This is a genomic window from Streptomyces sp. NPDC127129, assembly GCF_042671585.1.
GTDB lineage: Bacteria > Actinomycetota > Actinomycetes > Streptomycetales > Streptomycetaceae > Streptomyces.
Genome location: NZ_JBHXTV010000005.1, coordinates 1 through 19,154, shown reverse-complemented (window position 1 = coordinate 19,154; position 19,154 = coordinate 1). Strand labels below are relative to the sequence as shown.

The window sequence follows — 19,154 nt, the reverse complement described above, 5'->3', positions numbered from 1 at the left end:
CCCGGCCAAGACGAAGGGGCCGGCCACCTCACCAGGTGCCCGGCCCCTCCTCCCCACCAGGGGGGTTACTTCTTGCGGCGACGCCCGCCGCTGCTCTTCTGCGCCTTGCGACGCTCCGCGCGCGTCAGCCCGTCTCCGGCGCCGGCGTCCTCGCTCACGAAGTCGCCCTCGACGACGCTGCCGTCACCGTCCACCTTGGGCGCGGTGAAGTGCAGCCGGTCCGGGCGCTGCGGAGCCTCCAGGCCCTTGGCGCGGATCTCCGGACGTCCGGCGGGAGCCGGCACCGCGTCCTTGGTGAGGGAGGGAGCCGCGTCCTGCACCGGGACCTCCTCGACCTGCTGCTCGACCTGGACCTCCAGGTTGAACAGGTAGCCGACGGACTCCTCCTTGATGCCCTCCATCATCGCGGTGAACATGTCGAAGCCCTCGCGCTGGTACTCGACCAGCGGGTCCTTCTGCGCCATCGCGCGCAGGCCGATGCCCTCCTGGAGGTAGTCCATCTCGTAGAGGTGCTCGCGCCACTTGCGGTCGAGCACGGAGAGGACCACGCGACGCTCCAGCTCGCGCATGATGTCTGAGCCCAGCGACTTCTCCCGGGCGTCGTACTGCTCGTGGATGTCGTCCTTGACCGACTCGGCGATGAACTCGGCCGTGATGCCCGCGCGGTCGCCGGCCGCGTCCTCCAGCTCGTCCACGGTCGCCTTCACCGGGTAGAGCTGCTTGAACGCGTTCCAGAGCCGGTCGAGGTCCCACTCCTCCGCGAAGCCCTCGGCGGTCTCCTGGCGGATGTAGTCGTCGATCGTGTCGTCCATGAAGTGCTGGATCTGCTCGTGCAGGTCCTCGCCCTCCAGGACGCGGCGACGCTCGCCGTAGATGACCTCACGCTGGCGGTTGAGGACCTCGTCGTACTTCAGGACGTTCTTACGCGTCTCGAAGTTCTGGGTCTCGACCTGGGACTGCGCGGAGGCGATGGCGCGCGTGACCATCTTGTTCTCGATCGGCACGTCGTCCGGCACGTTGGCCATGGCCATGACGCGCTCGACCATCTGGGCCTTGAACAGCCGCATCAGGTCGTCGCCGAGGGAGAGGTAGAAGCGGGACTCGCCCGGGTCGCCCTGACGGCCGGAACGGCCGCGCAGCTGGTTGTCGATCCGGCGCGACTCGTGGCGCTCGGTGCCCAGCACGTACAGCCCGCCGAGGTCCTTGACCTCCTCGAACTCCGCCTTCACGGCCTTCTCGGCACGCTCCAGGGCGCCGGGAAGGGCCGCAGCCCACTCCTCGACGTGCTCGACCGGGTCCAGGCCCGCCTGGCGCAGCTCCGCCTCGGCGAGGTCGTCCGGGTTGCCGCCGAGCTTGATGTCGGTGCCTCGGCCGGCCATGTTCGTGGCGACGGTGACGGCGCCCTTGCGGCCCGCCTGGGCGACGATCGTCGCCTCACGGTCGTGCTGCTTGGCGTTGAGCACCTCGTGCTGGATGCCGCGCTTGGAGAGCTGCTGCGAGAGGTACTCGGACTTCTCGACCGACGTCGTACCGACGAGGATCGGCTGGCCCTTCTCGTGCTTCTCCGCGATGTCGTCGACGACGGCGGCGAACTTGGCGACCTCGGTCCGGTAGATCAGGTCCGACTGGTCCTTGCGGATCATCGGCCTGTTCGTCGGGATCGGGACGACACCCAGCTTGTAGATCTGGTGGAACTCGGCGGCCTCGGTCATGGCCGTACCGGTCATGCCGGAGAGCTTGTCGTAGAGGCGGAAGAAGTTCTGCAGGGTGATCGTGGCGAGCGTCTGGTTCTCGTCCTTGATGTCCACCCCTTCCTTCGCCTCGATCGCCTGGTGCATGCCCTCGTTGTAGCGGCGGCCGGCGAGGATACGGCCGGTGTGCTCGTCGACGATCATGACTTCGCCGTCCATGACGACGTAGTCCTTGTCGTTCTTGAACAGCTCCTTGGCCTTGATGGCGTTGTTCAGGTACCCGACGAGCGGGGTGTTCACCGACTCGTAGAGGTTGTCGATGCCCAGCCAGTCCTCGACCTTGGCGACGCCGGACTCGTGGATGCCGACGGTCCGCTTCTTCTCGTCGACCTCGTAGTCGCCGGTCTCCTCGATGCCCTTGAGCGGGTTGCCGGCCTCGCCGCGGGAGAGGCGGGTGACCAGCTTCGCGAAGTCGCCGTACCACTTGGTGGCCTGGTCGGCCGGGCCGGAGATGATCAGCGGCGTACGGGCCTCGTCGACCAGGATGGAGTCGACCTCGTCGACACAGGCGAAGTTGTGGCCGCGCTGGACGAGTTCGTCCTTGGACCACGCCATGTTGTCGCGCAGGTAGTCGAAGCCGAACTCGTTGTTCGTGCCGTACGTGATGTCGCAGGCGTACTGCTCGCGACGCTGGGCCGGCGTCATGTTGGCCAGGATGCAGCCGACCTTCAGGCCCAGGAACTTGTGGACGCGGCCCATCATCTCGGAGTCGCGCTCGGCCAGGTAGTCGTTCACCGTGATCAGGTGCACGCCCTTGCCGGACAGCGCGTTCAGGTACGCGGGGAGCGTGCCGACGAGGGTCTTGCCCTCACCGGTCTTCATCTCGGCCACGTAGCCGAGGTGGAGGGCGGCGCCGCCCATCAGCTGCACGTCGTAGTGACGCTGGCCGAGGACGCGCTTGGCGGCCTCGCGGACGGTCGCGAAGGCCTCGGGGAGCAGGTCGTCGAGGCTCTCACCGTCGGCGTACCGCTGCTTGTACTCATCGGTGAGCGCCCGCAACTCGGCGTCGGAGAGGTTGACGAAGTCCTCTTCGATGGAGTTGACCTGGTCCGCGATGCGGTGCAGTTTGCGCAGGATCTTGCCTTCGCCTGCACGCATGAGCTTGTTGAAGACGGACACTGAGGCTGGTCTCCTTGCCGGTCGGGCCTGGCACTGGGTCGTGTGATGGACTCGGGCGCGGGCACGGCAGGTGGTCCCCACCGCAACGGCCATCGTAAGCGAGACCGCCGCCGCGTCGGGAGGCCCGAAGGGCCGGAGCGTCACCGCTGCCCGGAATGAGAACGCACGAGACGCTCCGAAGGTGCCGCCGGGCCCGAAAAGCGTTCGTTTGCGGGTCCGGGTATCCGGGATCCGGAAGTGTCCGCTCCGGGCGTGGGACTTCCGGGATGCGAAAAGTGTTCGACCCATGGGGGCCCCGAGGCCAAAATTCGTCCATGGAGCCCACGACACTGACCACGGAACGCCTCACCCTCGGCCCGTTCGGCCCGGAGGACGCCGCCGAGGTCCACGCCATCTGCCAGGACCCGGACATCCAGCGCTGGACGACGATTCCGTCGCCGTACGGGCTCCAGGACGCCGAGTTCTTCCTGAACCGCATGGTCCCGGACGGCTGGCGCAACGACACCGAGTACCCCTTCGCCGTGCGGCTGCACGAGGGCGGCCCGATCCTGGCCGCCATCTCCCTGCACAACCCGCGCGCGGGGAGCTGGGAGGTCGGCTTCTGGACGGCGAAGGAGCACCGGGGCCGCGGCTACATGACGGAGAGCGTCCTCGCCCTCGCCCGCTGGGCCTTCACCGACCTGGCCTGTACGCGTCTGGAGTGGCGGGCCGAGGTCGGCAACACCGGCTCGCGGGCGACGGCCGAGAAGGCCGGGTTCCGGATCGAGGGCGTCCTGCGGTCCGCGCTGCCGAACAAGGGAGTCCTCAGGGACGCCTGGGTCGGCGCTCTCCTCCCCTCGGACCTGGGCCTCCCCAGCCCCCTGCCCTACCTGCCGGCCGCCCGCTCCGAGGCCTGAGCGCCACCCCGGGCCCGCCCGGACCTGTCCGGTCCGGGCCCGAGTGTCGGTGCCGCCCTCTAGGGTGCGGATCATGACCACTGTGCCGCCGCCCGTCGCCGAACTGTCCGCGGACGAAGCCCGCCGGATCGCCCTGCGCGCCCAGGGATTCCTGGGCGCCCCCGACCGCCGCGCGGGAGTGCGGGGCGTCCTGCGCCACCTGGGTCAGGTCCAGCTCGACACGATCTCCGTCCTGGCGCGCTCGCACGAGCTGATCCCGTACGCCCGCCTGGGCGCCGTGGGCCGTACGACGGTCGAGAAGGCGTACTGGACCGACGTCCACGCCTTTGAGTACTGGTCGCACGCGGCCTGCATCCTGCCCGTCGAGGAGTGGCCGCTCTTCGCCTTCCGGCGCCGCGCCTACCGCTCCCGTCCGCAGTGGTACCACCACCTCCCGGACGGTGCCTACGACGCGGTGATCAAGCAGCTGCGGACCGAGGGGCCGCAGACGGCGACGGAGCTCGGCGGCGCGAAGAACAAGGGCGAGTGGTGGGACTGGTCCGAGTCGAAGGTCGCCGTCGAGCGGGCGCTGATGTACGGCGAGGTGGTGTGCACCGAGCGGCGCGGCTGGAAGCGGGTCTACGACCTGGCCGAGCGGGCGATCCCGGGCGCCGTGCTCCACGACGACCTGGACGACACCGAGTGCCTCCGGCGCCTGGTACGGCAGGCGGGTGAGGCGCTGGGCGTGGGCACGCGCGCGGACATCGCCGACTACCACCGGCTGAAGAGCGAGCAGTTCGACAGGGTCGTGGAGGCGTCGGGTCTGGTCCCGGTCGCGGTGGCGGGCTGGTCCAAGCCGGCCTGGGCGGATCCGGCTGCGCTGGCGAGCGAGCCGCGCGGCCGGCACCGTACGACGCTGCTGTCGCCGTTCGACTCGCTGATCTGGGAGCGGGCGCGGACGGAGCGGATCTTCGGCTTCACGCACCGCCTGGAGGCGTACGTGCCGAAGCAGAAGCGCGTGCACGGCTACTTCGCGATGCCGCTGCTCTCGGGCGGCAGGCTGCTGGGCCGGGTCGACCCCGCGCGCGAGGGCAGCACGCTGGTGGCCCGCCAGGTGTCGCTGGACACCCCCAAGGCGGTCGGCCCGATGGCGCAGGCGCTGCGCGAGGCGGCCGAGTGGGTGGGCTGCGACGCCGTACGGATCGAGCGCACGAACCGCCCGGACCTGACCCCCGCCCTGACCGCGGCCCTCACCTGATCTCGAGGATCTTCTCCCGCATCGCGTAGACGACGGCCTCCATCCTGGAGTGCAGCTGCAGCTTCTCCAGGATGTTCCGCACGTGGTTCTTCACCGTGTTCTCGGAAATGAACAGCTCCTTCGCGATGTCCCGGTTGTTCATCCCGGTCGCGACGAGCTTGAGGACCTCCAGCTCGCGGTCGGTCAGCCGCGGCGCCGGGACGAGCCGGCGCTCGTCCGTGCGCTGGATCATCGACTTGAATTCGGTGAGGAGCTTGGACGCCATCGAGGGGCTGATCTGCGACTGCCCGTCGGCCACCGCGCGAATCGCGGTCGCGACCTCGTCGGTGGAAATCTCCTTCAGGAGATATCCGGTCGCCCCCGCCTTGATCGCGTCGTAGAGATCGGCCTCCTCGTCGCTGATCGTCAGCATGATGATCTTCGCGCTGGGAGCCACCTCCTTGATGGAGGTGCAGGCCTCGATGCCGCCCCGCTTCGGCATCCGGACATCCATCAGGACGATGTCGGGCAACAGATCCGCCGCCTTGTCGACGGCTTCGGCCCCGTCACCGGCCTCTCCGACGACCTGGATGTCCTCCTCCTGGGCGAGGACGATCTCCAGGCCCCGGCGGAAGAGGGCATGGTCGTCCACCACAAGGACCCGGATCGGCTCTTTGCGGGACTCCCCGCTGTCCGATTCCGATCCCCCGGGGATGGCCGCGCCATCGGACTCCCGCCCGCTGTGCACCGGCCCGAAGCTGTCCGCCATCGTTCCTCCCCCTGAAGGCCGTGGCCTGAATTCGTGTTCGGTCCTTCAACCTCTGCTCTCGGACCAGAGGTTGGCGTGCACGCCATGATTTCATGCCCGGGCGACGACGCGGTGATCCCGTGGGAGCACGGGGGTGCCCCTGGGGGCGCATGGGGCGCTCCAGGGGCACCGTGACGGACAGATATGGGTGTGGTCCTGCGGCTGTGGGTCAGCCGCCGAGGGCACCACCGGCGCCGCCACCCTCGGCGAGCGGGTCGCTCTCCAGATGGATGACGCCGTAGTCGTACGCGTGCCGCCGGTAGACGACACTCGGCTGCTTCGTGTCGGAGTCGACGAACAGATAGAAGTCGTGTCCCACGAGCTCCATCTCGTAGAGCGCCTGGTCGAGGGTCATCGGGGCGGCCCTGTGCGTCTTCTCCCGGACCACCAGGGGGCCTTCGCCCTGCACTTCGATCGAGCCCATCATCGTGGTGGGCACTTCACCGGTCTCCTCGGCGACCAGCTGGCCGTTCCCGTTGAGCTGGGCCACGCCCGGCACCACGTCGGCCACCTCGGCCGCGGACAGCCTTCCGTTGCCGCGGCGCGTGTACCGCTTGTCGTGCTGCTTGCGCAGTCGCGCCTCGAGCTTGCCGTGGGCGAGGTCGAGCGCTGCGTACGGGTCGCCTGCCGCCGCTTCCGCCCGGATGACCGGGCCTCGGGAATGGACGGTGATCTCCACACGGTCGGACCGGTCGGCCTGCCGCGGGTTGTGCTCCTTGGACACCTCGACGTCGAGGCTGATCACCTTGCCGTCGAGCTTCTGGATCTTCTCCAGCTTCAGCTTCTCGGCCACGTGCTTGCGGAACCGCTCGGGCACCTCGGTCTTGCGGCCCTTGACGACGATGTCCACGCAGAACTCCGTTCCCGGATCGCTCAGATCGGCTCCTAGGCCGCTGAGCTTCTCCCTTTGCACCAGACTCCGGTGAATGCCGGAGCCTCGGACTTGGCGACGTTCACCTCCTCCTCCCCAGCCGGGGAGATCCCCACCCCACCAATCTGAGGTTAATTCGCCCTGAACTCCTGTCCTGAAGGCGCACCCGTGCATTCGGTGAGGCGTAGCATTCGCCACTCCTCACAACCGAACATAGCTCGTTCGGTCGGGTGTCGGCACCCGCTGCAGCCACATACCTCCGTACGGGTGTTTTCACCTCTCATCACCTGCAACGATGCAACTCGCCAGTCGGTTCCGGTTTATATCGAACGACAGTGGCGAACAGGCGACCACCGCGGCCGCGGGCCGTACGAATCGGCTCTCCGTTCCGCCTTCGTCCAAACCCGGTATGAACGGCGGGTGTACGGCACCGAGTGCCCGCGCCGCCTCCGCCAACGAGGCTCCCGTGGTCATCAGATCGTCCACCAGAACCACCCGCCCGCGCTCGACGAGCCGCGCGCCGCCCGCCACGACCTCCAGCGCCCCGGCCAGGTTGGCGAACCGCGCAGGCGCGCCGAGCCCCGACTGGTCCGCGACTCCGCGGCGCTGGCGCAGCACGGGAATCACCCGAGCGGCCCGCCCCCGACGGCGCAACCGGCCTGCGGCGGCCAGCGCGATGCGCCGGGTCGGATCGTGGCCACGCGCCCGCACCGAGCGACGGGACGAGGGCACCGGTACGAGGAGAAGGGGGAGGGCCCCCGGGCCGTCACAGTGCCCGGCAGCGGCTTCCACGGCGCCCGCGAGCGCGGACCCGAGGGGTCCCGCCAGGGAGAGCGCGCCACGTTCCTTGTGCGCGAGCAGCACGGAACGCACGGCGCCGGCGTACGGAGCGGCGGCATGCACGCGCGGCAGCCCGGCCGGCTCCGGGAGCGGACGGACCCGGCGCGGCCCCCGGCCGGTCAGCTCCGCCCGGCAGGACGGGCACAACTCCGTACGGGGCCTGCCGCAGCCTCCGCAGGCGACCGGCAGCACCAGTCCGGCGATCTCGCGCCACCACCCCCGCATGGCTCCACTGTCCTCCTGCGGGACCGGCCCGGCCACCCCTGTGGACAACGGCCCCGGCCCCCTGTGGACAAGGGGCGGCACGGTGCCGCACGCACGGCACGGTGCGGCTTTCCCCGGGCTCACCCGGTCGGGCGACTACCCCGGGTAGACCGGCGAGGAACCCGCGATCTTGACCAGTCGCTGCCAGTTCGCGCCCGGCACGAGCCGCACGATGCCGTCGTTGCCGGAGTCGGCCACCACCGGGGCCTTGTCGTCGTTGGGCGCGGCCACCGCCGTCACCCCGTTGAGCCCCGGCAGCACCGAGGTCGCCGAGGTCGCCCCGTCCGTCTGGACGTACCGGACCTGCTGGACCCCGCCGGCCTCCTTGCCGACGACCACGAGCCTGCTCGGCCCGGCCCAGGACACGGCCGTCACGGCCTCCATGCGCGGCGCCACCGGCTGCAGGTCCGCGACCGACACGGTCACCCCCGCCCCGTCGGCCTCGCGCTCCACGCGCCCGATCTTCAGCGCGGTGCTGCCGTCCTTCTCCTTCAGGACGAGGGCCATCCGCACGCCGTCCGCCGAGACCCGCAGCGACTGGACGCGCGCGCCGTCCGTCAGCCAGGGAGCCCGTACCTCCACGGGTGTGCCCTCGCCGTCCGGCACCATCCACAGCCGCGGCTTCACGGGGTTGCGGTCCGCGACCCACAGGTCCCCGCGGCCGTCCCAGCTCGGCGCGGACAGCCGGTCGTCGGGCCGGGCCGCGGTGCTGGTCACCAGCGCCGGGCGCAGCTCGTGGTCGGTGAGGATCGACGCCACGCGCAGCTCGCGCCCGTCCTTGCCGACCCCGGCCGCGCGGCTCTCGTCCCGGTCGACCGCGACCGACCGCAGCGGCGTCGCGCCCTTCCCGAACGGCCCCGGCGACACGTCCGCCTCCGCGTCCTCCTTGCCACCGACCGGCAGCGTCTTCAGCGAGCCGTGCTCGTCGACGAAGAACGGGTTCTCCGCCAGGCCCGAATCGCGCACCGGCGCGAACTCCTCGGCCTGCGCCTTGGAGAGCACGCACAGCCGCCCGCCGTCGGAACCCCGCTGGAGCTCCACCTGCTCGACCCGTACGGACGTCAGATCGCCGAGCGTGAAGAGCAGCTGTGCCGCCATCCGCCGGCACACCTCCCCGCCCACCCGGTCGGCCTTGGCGTTGAGCGGCACCTTCAGCGTGGACTGGTCGTCCGTCGCGAGCGTGGTGACGCCCTCCTTCAGCTCCGTACCGGACGGGAAGCGTGAATCGACGGCCGGCTTCAGCCAGTTCGTCGGCCCCTCCAGGAGCGCCTTCACCGTCTGGGTCACCGGATCCATCCGGGTCACCGGGTCCTGCCGCTGCCGGATGTACACCGGGTCGGCGACGACCCAGTCCTCCCCCGAGGCGAAGTAGTACGTGTTGACGGAACGGTAGTTGCGCTGGAAGTCGGCCTCGCTGAGGACGAGCCCGGACGGCAGGTGGTCGATGCGCCACTCCCGGCCCTTGCCGTCCGCGGCGGGCTGCTGCACGACGTGGATGAAGTCCTTGTACTCGGCCGGGTTCCTCGGCTGGTAGGCGTGCCGGGCGTCCACGGTCGCGATCTGCCGGCCGCGGATCGGATAGGACCGGCCCTCGTTCTCCGCGTCGGCGAGCCGGTCCGCCTGCTCACGGTCCGGCGCGGTCGTCAGCACGGTGATGCTCTGCTCCGGCTTCCAGGCCCGTGCCGCCTGGTTCGTCAGATACTTCCTGGCCGTGGCGAAACCCGGATCGTCACTGGTCATCGCCTCCAGGAAGCCGTCGACGATCTCGTCGGGCTGCGCGTTCTCCCGCGGCTGCACGGCGTAGACCCGGACCTGCGAGTCGCCCGGATTGGACGCCTTCACCTGCTGTACGTCCCCGCTGTCGGGCATCGTCGCGCAGCCGGCCACCAGCAGCCCCCCGCACGCCAGCAGCAGGCTCGTCCGCACCGGGCGGGCGGACGAGCGCGCGGCAGCGGCCGCCCCGCTGTCGACGGCCGCCTTCCGCTCTCCTCGGAAGTCAGCGCCCACGTGTCCCGTCCTCCCCCTCGGCGTGCGTCGACGCCCTCGCCTCGCTGCTGCTCTCCGCCTGGGTCGTCGCCCGGGCGACGACCCGGGCGCCACTGCCCGGCAGCGCCGTCGGATCCGCCGTGGCCCGCGGCACCGGCGGCATCCGCGGCGGTACGGGCAGGGCGGGGCGGTCGCCCGCGGTCTGCACCGGCAGCGCCACCTGACGCCGGTCGCCGTCCCCCGTCCGCCCTTCGGTCCGCCCCTGGGCCGGGGTCCGGACCTGAGCCTGCTCACGGCTGCGCCGCGAGTCCTCCGGCTCCAGGGGTATCGGGGATCCGCGCAGCGGCTCGTCCGCGGTGCGCGGCAGGGTGAGCCGGAACTGCGAGCCGCCACCGGGTTCACCCCAGGCCTGGAGCCAGCCGCCGTGCAGCCGCGCGTCCTCCACCGCGATCGACAGGCCGAGGCCCGTCCCGCCGGTGGTACGCGCCCGCGCCGGGTCGGCCCGCCAGAACCGGTTGAACACCCGGGTCGCCTCGCCCGGCTTGAGTCCCACCCCGTAGTCCCGCACGGCCACCGCGACGGCCCCGCCGGCCGCGGCCAGCTTGACGATCACATCCCGGCCCTCGCCGTGCTCGACCGCGTTGACCACCAGGTTGCGCAGCACCCGCTCGACCCGCCGGGCGTCGGCCTCGGCCACGACCGGCTGCTCGTCGCCGACGACGACGATCCGGCCGCCCTTGCGCTCGGCGAGCGGCTCGGCACCGCCGATCACCCGCCGTACCACCTGGCGCAGGTCTATCGGCTCGGCCTCCAGGGCCGCCGCCCCCGCGTCGAAGCGGCTGATCTCCAGCAGATCGGCGAGCAGCGACTCGAACCGGTCCAGCTGGTCGCCGAGGAGCTCGGCGGAGCGCGCGGTGACGGGATCGAAGTCGACGCGGGCCTCGTGGATGACGTCGGCCGCCATCCGGACCGTCGTCAGCGGCGTGCGCAGCTCGTGCGACACGTCCGAGACGAACCGCCGCTGCATCCGCGACAGCTCCTCCAGCTGCTGGATCTTGAGCTGAAGGTTCTGCGCCATCTTGTTGAAGGCCTCACCGAGCCGGGCGATGTCGTCCTCGCCGGTGACCTTCATCCGCTCCTGCAGCCGGCCCGCGGAGAGCCGCTCGGCCACCCCTGCGGCCATCCGCACGGGGGTGACGATCTGGCGGACCACGAGCCAGGCGATGGCCCCGAGCAGGACGACCACGAAGAGCCCGGCGGTCGCCAGGGTGCCCTTGACCAGGGTGAGGGAGTCCTCCTCCTGCGCCAGCGGGAAGAGGTAGTACAGCTCGTACTGGGTGCCCTCGGCGTCGTTGAGCCGCTTGCCGATCACCAGCGCGGACTCGGCTTCCTTGCCGTTGGTGTAGTGGATCCGCGTGTACTTCTGGAACGTGCCCGCGCCCTGGGCGACGGAGTGCCGCAGGTCGCCGGGGATGCTGGTGTCCGGGTTGACCTCGCCGGAGGCGCGCGCGCCACGGCTCGCGGGCCCGTCGGAGTCCTCCATGGAGAGCGCGACCACGTTGAACGCGCTCTGGCCACCACTGGCGAGCTGCTCGACCAGCGTGGAACGCCAGGTGAGCGAGGAACCCGCGCGCCCGCCCTCCTGCCCGCCCGGCCCGGACGGCGTGGTCGCCGCCTTGTCCTGGGCGGCGGAGAACCCGCCGGCGGCCTGGCTCTGGGCGGCCCTCTCCTTGGCGTCGAGGAGACCGTTACGCACCTGGCCGATGACGACCAGGCCGAGCAGCAGCACGACACCCAGCGACATCAGCAGGGTGCCCGCGACGACGCGGAGCTGGATGTTCCGCCGCCACAGCCGTACGGCGGGGAGCAGCGGACGCCGCACCCAACGCGCGAGGAGCCGGAGGGCGGACCCACCCGGCGCCGCGTCCTGAAGCAGACGGCCGAATCGCGAGCCCCCCCGTCCCGGTCCGGCAGCCCGCCCCGTCCGGACTCCCGGGTCCCCGGGCTTCGGAGCAGTACTGCCAACGCTCATGTCAGCTCGGCCCCGCCTTGTACCCGACACCGCGGACGGTCACCACGATCTCCGGCCGCTCCGGGTCCTTCTCGACCTTCGAGCGCAGCCGCTGGACGTGCACGTTCACCAGCCGGGTGTCGGCAGCGTGCCGATAGCCCCAGACCTGCTCGAGCAGGACCTCACGGGTGAACACCTGCCACGGCTTACGGGCCAGGGCGACGAGCAGGTCGAACTCGAGCGGCGTGAGGGCGATGGACTGCCCGTCCCGCTTCACGGAGTGGCCGGCCACGTCGATGACCAGGTCGCCGATGGCGAGCTGCTCGGGCGCGGGCTCCTCCGACCTCCGCAGCCGCGCCCGGATACGGGCGACGAGCTCCTTCGGCTTGAACGGCTTGACGATGTAGTCGTCGGCCCCGGACTCGAGCCCCACCACCACGTCGACGGTGTCGCTCTTGGCGGTCAGCATGACGATGGGCACGCCGGACTCGGCCCTGATCAGCCGGCACACCTCGATGCCGTCCCTGCCGGGCAGCATCAGGTCCAGCAGCACCAGGTCCGGCTTGGCCTCGCGGAATGCGGCGAGCGCCTTGTCGCCGTCCGCAACGAACGACGGCTCGAACCCTTCACCCCGCAGCACGATGCCGAGCATCTCGGCCAGTGCGGTGTCGTCGTCGACGACGAGAACGCGTCCCTTCATATCGACATCATCCCATTTCCGTATCAGTCTCAAGGCGGCTGGTGAGATACCTCACTGACCAGCGGCAACGTCGGTGATCGTCCACCGCAGGTCACCCCTGTGCGTGGGCGTTGATGTCAGACATGGACCCGTAGCCCCCGTCGGCCGTCCTGAACCGTACCCCGAGCACCCTCCCCTGGCCCATGACCGAATCCGGCCCCACCCCCTCACCGCCACCGAAAGGCGGGTTCCGCGCCCCGTTTGTGGCACTGACCGGCCATCCGCCCCTTCTGCGCCCCGGCCCTCCCGAAACCAAGGTCAGAAGGTGGTACCGGCCCCGGCCCACCGGCGGGCCCCTCGTGGCACGATGGCTCACGGCCCGCCGCCCCGCACGGGGATCGGCCACTGAGACCGCGCCGGCTCTCCGAGCCGGCCCCGCGACCATTCCTCGAGGTGGACGACCGTGAACGACACTCCGGGCTGGACCTCGCCCGGATCTGCTCCCTCCGACGGCCAGGACGGTTCCGGGGTCCCCCGGCCCACCACGCCCGGTGACGCGAACGGCTCCGCCCCCCAGTGGTCCAAGGATCAGCCGCCCGCCGGCCAGTGGTCCCCGCCGACCGCCCCCGTCCCCGGCCAGGGCGGACCGCCCGCCCCCGGACCGGCCCAGAACTGGGGCGGCCGCCCGCCGTACGGGAACTGGGGCAAGCCGCCGGCCGCCAAGCCCGGAGTGATCCCCCTGCGCCCCCTGGGCCTGGGCGAGATCCTCGACGGCGCGGTCTCCACGATGCGCACCTACTGGCGCACGGTCCTGACGATCACGGTCACCGTCGCGGTGATCTCCCAGGTCGCCGACATCCTCGCCCAGCGCTACCTCGTCCCGACGCCGCCCGAGATCAACCCGGACGCGAGCCCGAGCGAGGCCATGGCTCAGCTCGGCGACACGCTGCAGACGAGTCTCATCGCCTCCGTCCCGGCGATCCTCATCCTTCTGATGGCCACCCTCGTGAGCGCCGCCCTGCTCACCGTGGTCATCAGCCGCGCCGTCCTCGGCCGGCCGGTCTCCATCGGTGCCGCCTGGCGGGAAGCCCGCCCCCGGCTGCTCCAGCTGTTCGGGCTGACCCTGCTGCTGCCCCTGATCGGCGCGGCCGTCATGCTCGTCGCACTGCTGCCCGGCACCCTGCTCGGTGACGAGGCCGGCGGCGCGCTCGTCGCCCTCGGCGCTCTCGGCGGCCTGGTGGCGGTCGTCTGGCTGATGGTCCGCTTCAGCCTGGCCTCCCCCGCCCTGATGCTGGAGCGGCAGGGCATCGTCTCCTCCCTGAAGCGCTCGGCGAAGCTCGTCCAGGGCTCCTGGTGGCGCATCTTCGGCATCACGCTGCTCACGCAGCTGCTGCTCTTCATCATGGCGATGATCATCGCGATCCCGTTCGCGATCATCGGGATCGCCGCCGACGGCCAGGGATTCAGCGGCCTGGTCTCGGGCTCCACCCCCGAGTTCGGCTGGACCTTCCTGATCGTCACCGGCATCGGCGGCGTCATCACCAACGCGATCGCGTACCCGATCTCGGCCGGGGTGACCGTCCTCCTCTACATCGACCAGCGCATCCGCCGCGAAGCCCTGGACCTCGAACTCGCCCGCGCCGCCGGTGTCCCCGGCTACGGACCCGCCCCCGGCGACCCCGCCACCGGAGGCTGACGGGGTGATCCACACGGGGGGCACGACCACGGCGCGGCTGCCGCTACGCGGCGCCGACGACGTACCGGTGGACGTACCTCGCGTCCCCGCCCGGGAGGCGGCGGAGCGGGAACTGTCCAAGCCGATGTACCACGAGAACGACCCGAGCCTGCTCGAACGGGGCCTCGACCGCTTCTGGAAGTGGGTCGGCGGGCTCTTCGACGCCGCCTCGGGGGCAACCCCGGGCGGCCTGCTCGGGCTTCTCGCGATCGTCGTCGTCGTGCTCGCCCTGGTCGGTGCGCTGTGGTGGCGGCTCGGCACCCCGCAGCCCGCATCCTCCACCGGCGACTCCCTCTTCGACGACGGCCCCCGCACCGCCGACGAGCACCGGACGAGCGCCGCCCGGCACGCCGCCGCCGGACGCTGGAACCAGGCGCTCCAGGAGCGGATGCGGGCGATCGTCCGTTCCCTCGAGGAGCGCGCCCTCCTCGACCCCCGCCCCGGCCGCACGGCCGACGAGGCAGCCGCCGAGGCGGCACGCAGCCTGCCCTCGCACACCGACGAACTCCGCGCCGCGGCCCGCTCCTTCGACGACGTCACATACGGCGGCCGGACCGCCGACGAGTCCGCGTACCGCCGCGTCGAGGAACTCGACACCGCCCTGGAGCGGACCAGGCCGACCCTCGACACCGACGCCGCGGGAGCCCCCGCATGAGCCGGCCGCCCACGAGCACCACATCGACCTCGCTCGGTCCCCGCCAGATCTGGGGCCGGGCCCGCGTCGTCCTCCTCATCCTCGGACTGGTCGTCATCGGCGGCGTCATCCTCGCGACCGTGCGCTCCACCGACCACCACGGCCACCTCGATCCCCGCTCCGCGGACCCCAACGGCAGCCGCGCCGTCGCCGAGATCCTCAAGGCCCAGGGCGTCACCCTCCAGGTGGTCACGACCCTCGACGAGGTCACCGCCGCCACCGGAGGCGACAGCACCCTCCTGGTCACGACACCGGACCTGCTGACCGGCCATCAGCAGTCCACACTGCGCCAGGCCATGAACACCTCCGACGGCCGCACCGTCCTCGTCGGCGCCGGCCGTCCCTCGCTCGACACCCTTGCTCCCGGCGTCACCGCCGACACCAGCACATCGGTGACGAGCCGCGAACCCGCCTGCGCCCTCCCCGCCGCCGTCAGCGCCGGCCCCGTCGACATCGGCGGCGAGCGATACATCACGGACGCCACCGGCGCGACCGCCTGCTACCCCGGAGGGGGCCTGGCCACCCTGGTCGTCCTCCCGGCCCCCGAAGGCGGCGACACCGTCCTCCTCGGCTCCCCCGACATCCTCTTCAACGAGCGTCTCGACCAGCAGGGCAACGCCTCGCTCGCCCTGCAACTCCTCGGCTCCCGCCCTCATCTCGTCTGGTACCTCCCTTCCCTCTCCGATGCCTCCGCCACCGAGGGCGAGACCCCCGAGGGCACCACCGGCGGCTTCCTCGCACTCGTCCCCTCGGGCTGGCTCTGGGGCACACTCCAACTCGCCCTCGCCGCCGTCCTCGTCGCCGTCTGGCGAGGCCGACGCCTGGGCCCGCTGGTCACCGAACCCCTCCCGGTGGCCGTCCGCGCATCCGAAGCCACCGAGGGCCGCGCCCGCCTCTACCGCAAGGGCAACGCGCGCGACCGCGCCGCCACCGTCCTGCGCACCGCGACCCGCACCCGGGTCGCCCCTCTTCTCGGCGTCGCCGCTCAGGACGCCCACGCGCCCGAGACCCTGCTCCCCGCACTCTCGGCCCGGCTCTCCGGGACCACCACGGACGCCAGGGACCTTCTCTTCGGCCCGGCTCCCGCCGACGACGCCGCTCTCATCCGCCTGGCTGACCAACTCGACGCCCTCGAAAGAGAGGTACGCACCTCATGAGCGCCCCGACCCCCGAGACCGCCACGAACTCGGACAGCGCCCGCGCCTCCCTGGAGGCCCTGCGCACCGAGATCGCGAAGGCGGTGGTCGGCCAGGACCCCGCCGTCACCGGACTCGTCGTCGCCCTGCTCTGCCGGGGCCACGTCCTCCTCGAAGGCGTCCCCGGCGTCGCCAAGACGCTGCTGGTCCGCGCGCTCGCGGCCACGCTCGAACTGGACACCAAGCGCGTCCAGTTCACCCCCGACCTGATGCCGAGCGACGTCACCGGCTCCCTCGTCTACGACGCCCGCACCGCGGAGTTCTCCTTCCAGCCGGGCCCGGTCTTCACCAACCTGCTGCTCGCCGACGAGATCAACCGCACGCCCCCCAAGACCCAGGCCTCCCTCCTCGAGGCCATGGAGGAACGTCAGGTCACCGTCGACGGAACCCCCCGTCCCCTGCCCGACCCGTTCCTCGTCGCCGCCACCCAGAACCCCGTCGAGTACGAGGGCACCTATCCCCTCCCCGAGGCCCAACTCGACCGCTTCCTGCTCAAGCTGACGGTCCCGCTGCCCTCCCGTGCGGACGAGATCAACGTCCTGACCCGGCATGCGAACGGCTTCGATCCCCGCGACCTCAAGGCCGCCGGAGTCCGACCGGTCGCCGGCCCCGCCGAACTCGAGGCCGCCCGCGATGCCGTCGCCAAGACCTCGGTCTCTCCCGAGATCGCCGGCTACGTCGTCGATATCTGTCGTGCCACCCGTGAATCCCCCTCGCTCACTCTCGGCGTCTCCCCCCGAGGCGCCACCGCCCTGCTCTCGACCGCCCGCGCCTGGGCCTGGCTCACCGGCCGGGACTACGTCACCCCGGACGACGTGAAAGCCCTGGCGCTCCCCACTCTCCGCCACCGCGTCCAACTGCGCCCCGAGGCCGAGATGGAGGGCGTCACCGCCGACTCCGTCATCAACTCGATCCTCGCCCACGTCCCCGTACCCCGCTGAGAACGGCGCCCCATGGCCCTCACCGGACGAACCGCGTTGCTCGCCGCCCTCGGATCGCTCCCCGTGGGCATCCTCGTCCCCAGTTGGACGGGGATGCTCGCGGTCAACGCGCCCCTCTCACTCGCAATTCTGTGCGACTACGTGATGGCCGCGCCAGTGCGAAAGCTCCAGTTCACCCGAAGTGGTGACACAACAGTTCGACTGGGTGACGGCGCCTTCGTACAGCTCACCGTGACCAACCCGTCCCGCCGACGCCTCCGCGCCCAACTCCGCGACGCCTGGCCGCCCAGCAGTTGGCTCCCCGGCACCGAACAGACCGCCTCCCGACAGAGGTTGACCGTCCCAGCGGGCGAACGCCGGGCGCTCACCACAGCGCTCCGACCCACGCGCCGAGGCGACCGCCACGCCGCACGCGTCACCGTCCGCTCGTACGGCCCCCTCGGACTGGCCGCCCGCCAGGGCAACCACACGGTGCCGTGGACGGTCCGCGTCCTGCCGCCGTTCACCAGCCGCAAGCACCTGCCGTCGCGGTTGGCCCGCCTCCGCGAACTCGACGGCCGCACCAGCGTCCTGACCCGCGGCGACGGAACGGAGTTCGACAGCCTCCGCGAATACGTCCCGGGCGACGACACCCGCTCCATCGACTGGCGGGCCACCGCACGCCAGAACACCGTCGCCGTCCGCACCTGGCGCCCCGAGCGCGACCGGCACATCCTGATCGTCCTCGACACGGGTCGCACGTCGGCCGGCCGCGTCGGAGACGTGCCCCGTCTCGACGCCGCCATGGACGCGGCCCTTCTCCTCACGGCCCTCGCCTCACGGGCCGGCGACCGGGTCGACCTCCTGGCCTACGACCGCCGTCTCCGCGCCCACGTACAGGGCCGTTCCGCAGGCGACGTCCTGCCCGCCGTGGTGAACGCCCTCGCCACCGTCGAGCCCGAACTCGTGGAGACGGACGCCCGCGGCCTCGCGGCCACGGCCCTGGCCCGAGCCCCGCGCCGCTCGCTCCTCGTCCTGCTCACGAGCCTCGACGCCGCCCCGATCGAGGAGGGCCTTCTCCCGGTCCTCCCGCAGCTCACCCAGCGCCACACGGTCCTGGTGGCATCCGTCGCCGACCCGCACACCGACCGCATGGCCGCCGGCCGCGGCACAATCGACGCCGTGTACGAGGCGGCAGCCGCCACCCAGGCTCAGACCCAGCGCCACCGCACCGCGGACCAGCTCCGCCGGCATGGCGTCACGGTCGTCGACGCCACCCCGGAGAACCTCCCACCGGCCCTGGCGGACGCGTATCTCGCGCTCAAGGCGGCCGGCCGCCTGTAGCACCCGGCGACCGGCCACCGATTCTTTCCGCGGATCAGCGGAACAGGACAGAGGCCTCCCCGGCCGCCGCGCTGAAGGAGCCCGGGCAGAGGAACGAGCCCGAGACCTTGCTCGCCGTGAACGGCCTGTTCAGATACTTCCTGGTCGCCCCGTCGCGGTTCCAGACGATGTTGGTCGCCTTGTAGCGACAGGAGACGAACGACTGCTTTCCGGTGATGTCGATGGCGTCGGTCGTCGCGGTACCGGCAGCATCGTCGAAGGTGAAGGCCGGGTTGTTGTTGAGCGAGGCGGTGATGCCCCCGCCGCAGGCCAAATTGCCGCCCGGCTTGTTGATCGTGGCCCGGTCGACCGTGAGCGCGCTCGGCGGGTTGGCGCTGCTGCTGGCATTGGTCCAGCTGCAGGTGTTGCCAGCCACGACGATCACGCCGTCGACCTTGAGGTCCGCGGTGGTGTCGGCATACGCCGATGTGGACGCACCGATGCCGGCCGCGATCACCAGCGCGGCCAGTCCACTCAGTGTGGGGGTGTACTTCATGTCGCTCCTCCTTGCCACTGCGTTGTGGGTGGGGGGAACCCGAGTCGCCTGGCGGAGCCGCCCGGATTCGGAGTGCGCCACGAAGGGTGACACGACGATCATGAGATGTCATGGCCCGGTCAACTCTTGGCCAAAAGTAGCTGATCGCAAAAATGCCTCAACCCCCGGACCTGGTCCGGGGGTTGAGGCTAAAAATTGTTCGGCGGCGTCCTACTCTCCCACAGGGTCCCCCCTGCAGTACCATCGGCGCTGAAAGGCTTAGCTTCCGGGTTCGGAATGTAACCGGGCG

15 protein-coding genes and 1 rRNA gene are annotated in these 19,154 nt (G+C 71.2%); 7 read left to right on the top strand and 9 right to left on the bottom strand.

Annotation, left to right across the window (positions count from 1 at the left end):
• Positions 1-65: 65 nt before the first annotated feature.
• On the bottom strand, positions 66-2,870 hold the full coding sequence (gene secA / locus ACFVGW_RS10985) for a preprotein translocase subunit SecA (RefSeq protein ID WP_352187390.1): 2,805 nt from the start codon (positions 2,868-2,870) through the stop codon (positions 66-68).
• A 314-nt stretch (positions 2,871-3,184) separates the two neighbouring features.
• Here secA and ACFVGW_RS10980 point away from each other — a divergent pair, with 314 nt between their 5' ends.
• Positions 3,185-3,766 carry a GNAT family N-acetyltransferase gene (locus ACFVGW_RS10980; protein ID WP_385851738.1) on the top strand — a complete coding sequence of 194 codons (582 nt, stop codon included), beginning with the start codon at positions 3,185-3,187 and terminating at the stop codon, positions 3,764-3,766.
• Positions 3,767-3,839: 73 nt separating this feature from the next.
• On the top strand, positions 3,840-5,003 hold the full coding sequence (locus tag ACFVGW_RS10975; protein ID WP_385851737.1) for a winged helix-turn-helix domain-containing protein: 1,164 nt from the start codon (positions 3,840-3,842) through the stop codon (positions 5,001-5,003).
• On the opposite strand, the gene ACFVGW_RS10970 is transcribed toward ACFVGW_RS10975, so the two are convergent.
• The 6 genes from ACFVGW_RS10970 to mtrA all read right to left on the bottom strand — a co-directional run bounded on the left by ACFVGW_RS10970 (position 4,996) and on the right by mtrA (position 12,462).
• Positions 4,996-5,751, bottom strand: coding sequence for a response regulator (locus tag ACFVGW_RS10970; RefSeq protein WP_385851736.1), 756 nt, complete (start codon positions 5,749-5,751; stop codon positions 4,996-4,998). The two genes, ACFVGW_RS10975 and ACFVGW_RS10970, sit on opposite strands and share 8 nt — an antisense overlap.
• A 208-nt stretch (positions 5,752-5,959) precedes the next feature.
• Entirely contained in the window at positions 5,960-6,640 is a 681-nt protein-coding gene (hpf, locus tag ACFVGW_RS10965) for a ribosome hibernation-promoting factor, HPF/YfiA family (RefSeq protein ID WP_385851735.1), read from the bottom strand.
• 294 nt (positions 6,641-6,934) lie between these two features.
• Positions 6,935-7,726: a ComF family protein gene (locus ACFVGW_RS10960; RefSeq protein ID WP_385851734.1), complete on the bottom strand. Its 792-nt coding sequence runs from the start codon at positions 7,724-7,726 to the stop codon at positions 6,935-6,937.
• A gap of 135 nt (positions 7,727-7,861) precedes the next feature.
• The gene (locus tag ACFVGW_RS10955) at positions 7,862-9,634 is read right to left on the bottom strand and encodes an LpqB family beta-propeller domain-containing protein (protein WP_385851987.1); all 1,773 of its coding nucleotides are present in this window, start codon (positions 9,632-9,634) and stop codon (positions 7,862-7,864) included.
• A gap of 127 nt (positions 9,635-9,761) precedes the next feature.
• A complete protein-coding gene (gene mtrB, locus ACFVGW_RS10950) occupies positions 9,762-11,783 on the bottom strand; it encodes an MtrAB system histidine kinase MtrB (protein WP_385851733.1) in 2,022 nt (673 codons plus the stop codon).
• 1 nt (position 11,784) lies between these two features.
• A complete protein-coding gene (gene mtrA / locus ACFVGW_RS10945) occupies positions 11,785-12,462 on the bottom strand; it encodes a two-component system response regulator MtrA (RefSeq protein WP_009333493.1) in 678 nt (225 codons plus the stop codon).
• Between the two features lie 442 nt (positions 12,463-12,904).
• Here mtrA and ACFVGW_RS10940 point away from each other — a divergent pair, with 442 nt between their 5' ends.
• The 5 genes from ACFVGW_RS10940 to ACFVGW_RS10920 are packed head-to-tail and all read left to right on the top strand — an operon-like array spanning position 12,905 to position 18,330.
• Complete coding sequence (locus ACFVGW_RS10940; protein ID WP_383227882.1) at positions 12,905-14,137, top strand: hypothetical protein; 1,233 nt, start codon at positions 12,905-12,907, stop codon at positions 14,135-14,137.
• Positions 14,138-14,141: 4 nt separating this feature from the next.
• Complete coding sequence (locus ACFVGW_RS10935) at positions 14,142-14,831, top strand: DUF4129 domain-containing protein (protein ID WP_385851732.1); 690 nt, start codon at positions 14,142-14,144, stop codon at positions 14,829-14,831.
• Positions 14,828-16,027 (top strand): DUF4350 domain-containing protein, encoded by a 1,200-nt coding sequence (locus ACFVGW_RS10930; RefSeq protein WP_385851731.1) that lies wholly within the window; start codon positions 14,828-14,830, stop codon positions 16,025-16,027. Before ACFVGW_RS10935 ends, ACFVGW_RS10930 begins: the two co-directional genes overlap by 4 nt.
• Entirely contained in the window at positions 16,024-17,007 is a 984-nt protein-coding gene (locus ACFVGW_RS10925) for an AAA family ATPase (protein WP_385851730.1), read from the top strand. The genes ACFVGW_RS10930 and ACFVGW_RS10925 overlap by 4 nt, the downstream gene beginning before the upstream one ends.
• Positions 17,008-17,019: 12 nt before the next feature.
• Complete coding sequence (locus ACFVGW_RS10920) at positions 17,020-18,330, top strand: DUF58 domain-containing protein (RefSeq protein ID WP_385851729.1); 1,311 nt, start codon at positions 17,020-17,022, stop codon at positions 18,328-18,330.
• Between the two features lie 34 nt (positions 18,331-18,364).
• Here the strand turns inward: ACFVGW_RS10920 and ACFVGW_RS10915 are convergent, their stop codons facing one another.
• Positions 18,365-18,865, bottom strand: coding sequence for a hypothetical protein (locus tag ACFVGW_RS10915; RefSeq protein WP_385851728.1), 501 nt, complete (start codon positions 18,863-18,865; stop codon positions 18,365-18,367).
• Between the two features lie 197 nt (positions 18,866-19,062).
• Positions 19,063-19,154, bottom strand: a 5S ribosomal RNA gene (rrf, locus tag ACFVGW_RS10910); the annotation flags it as partial.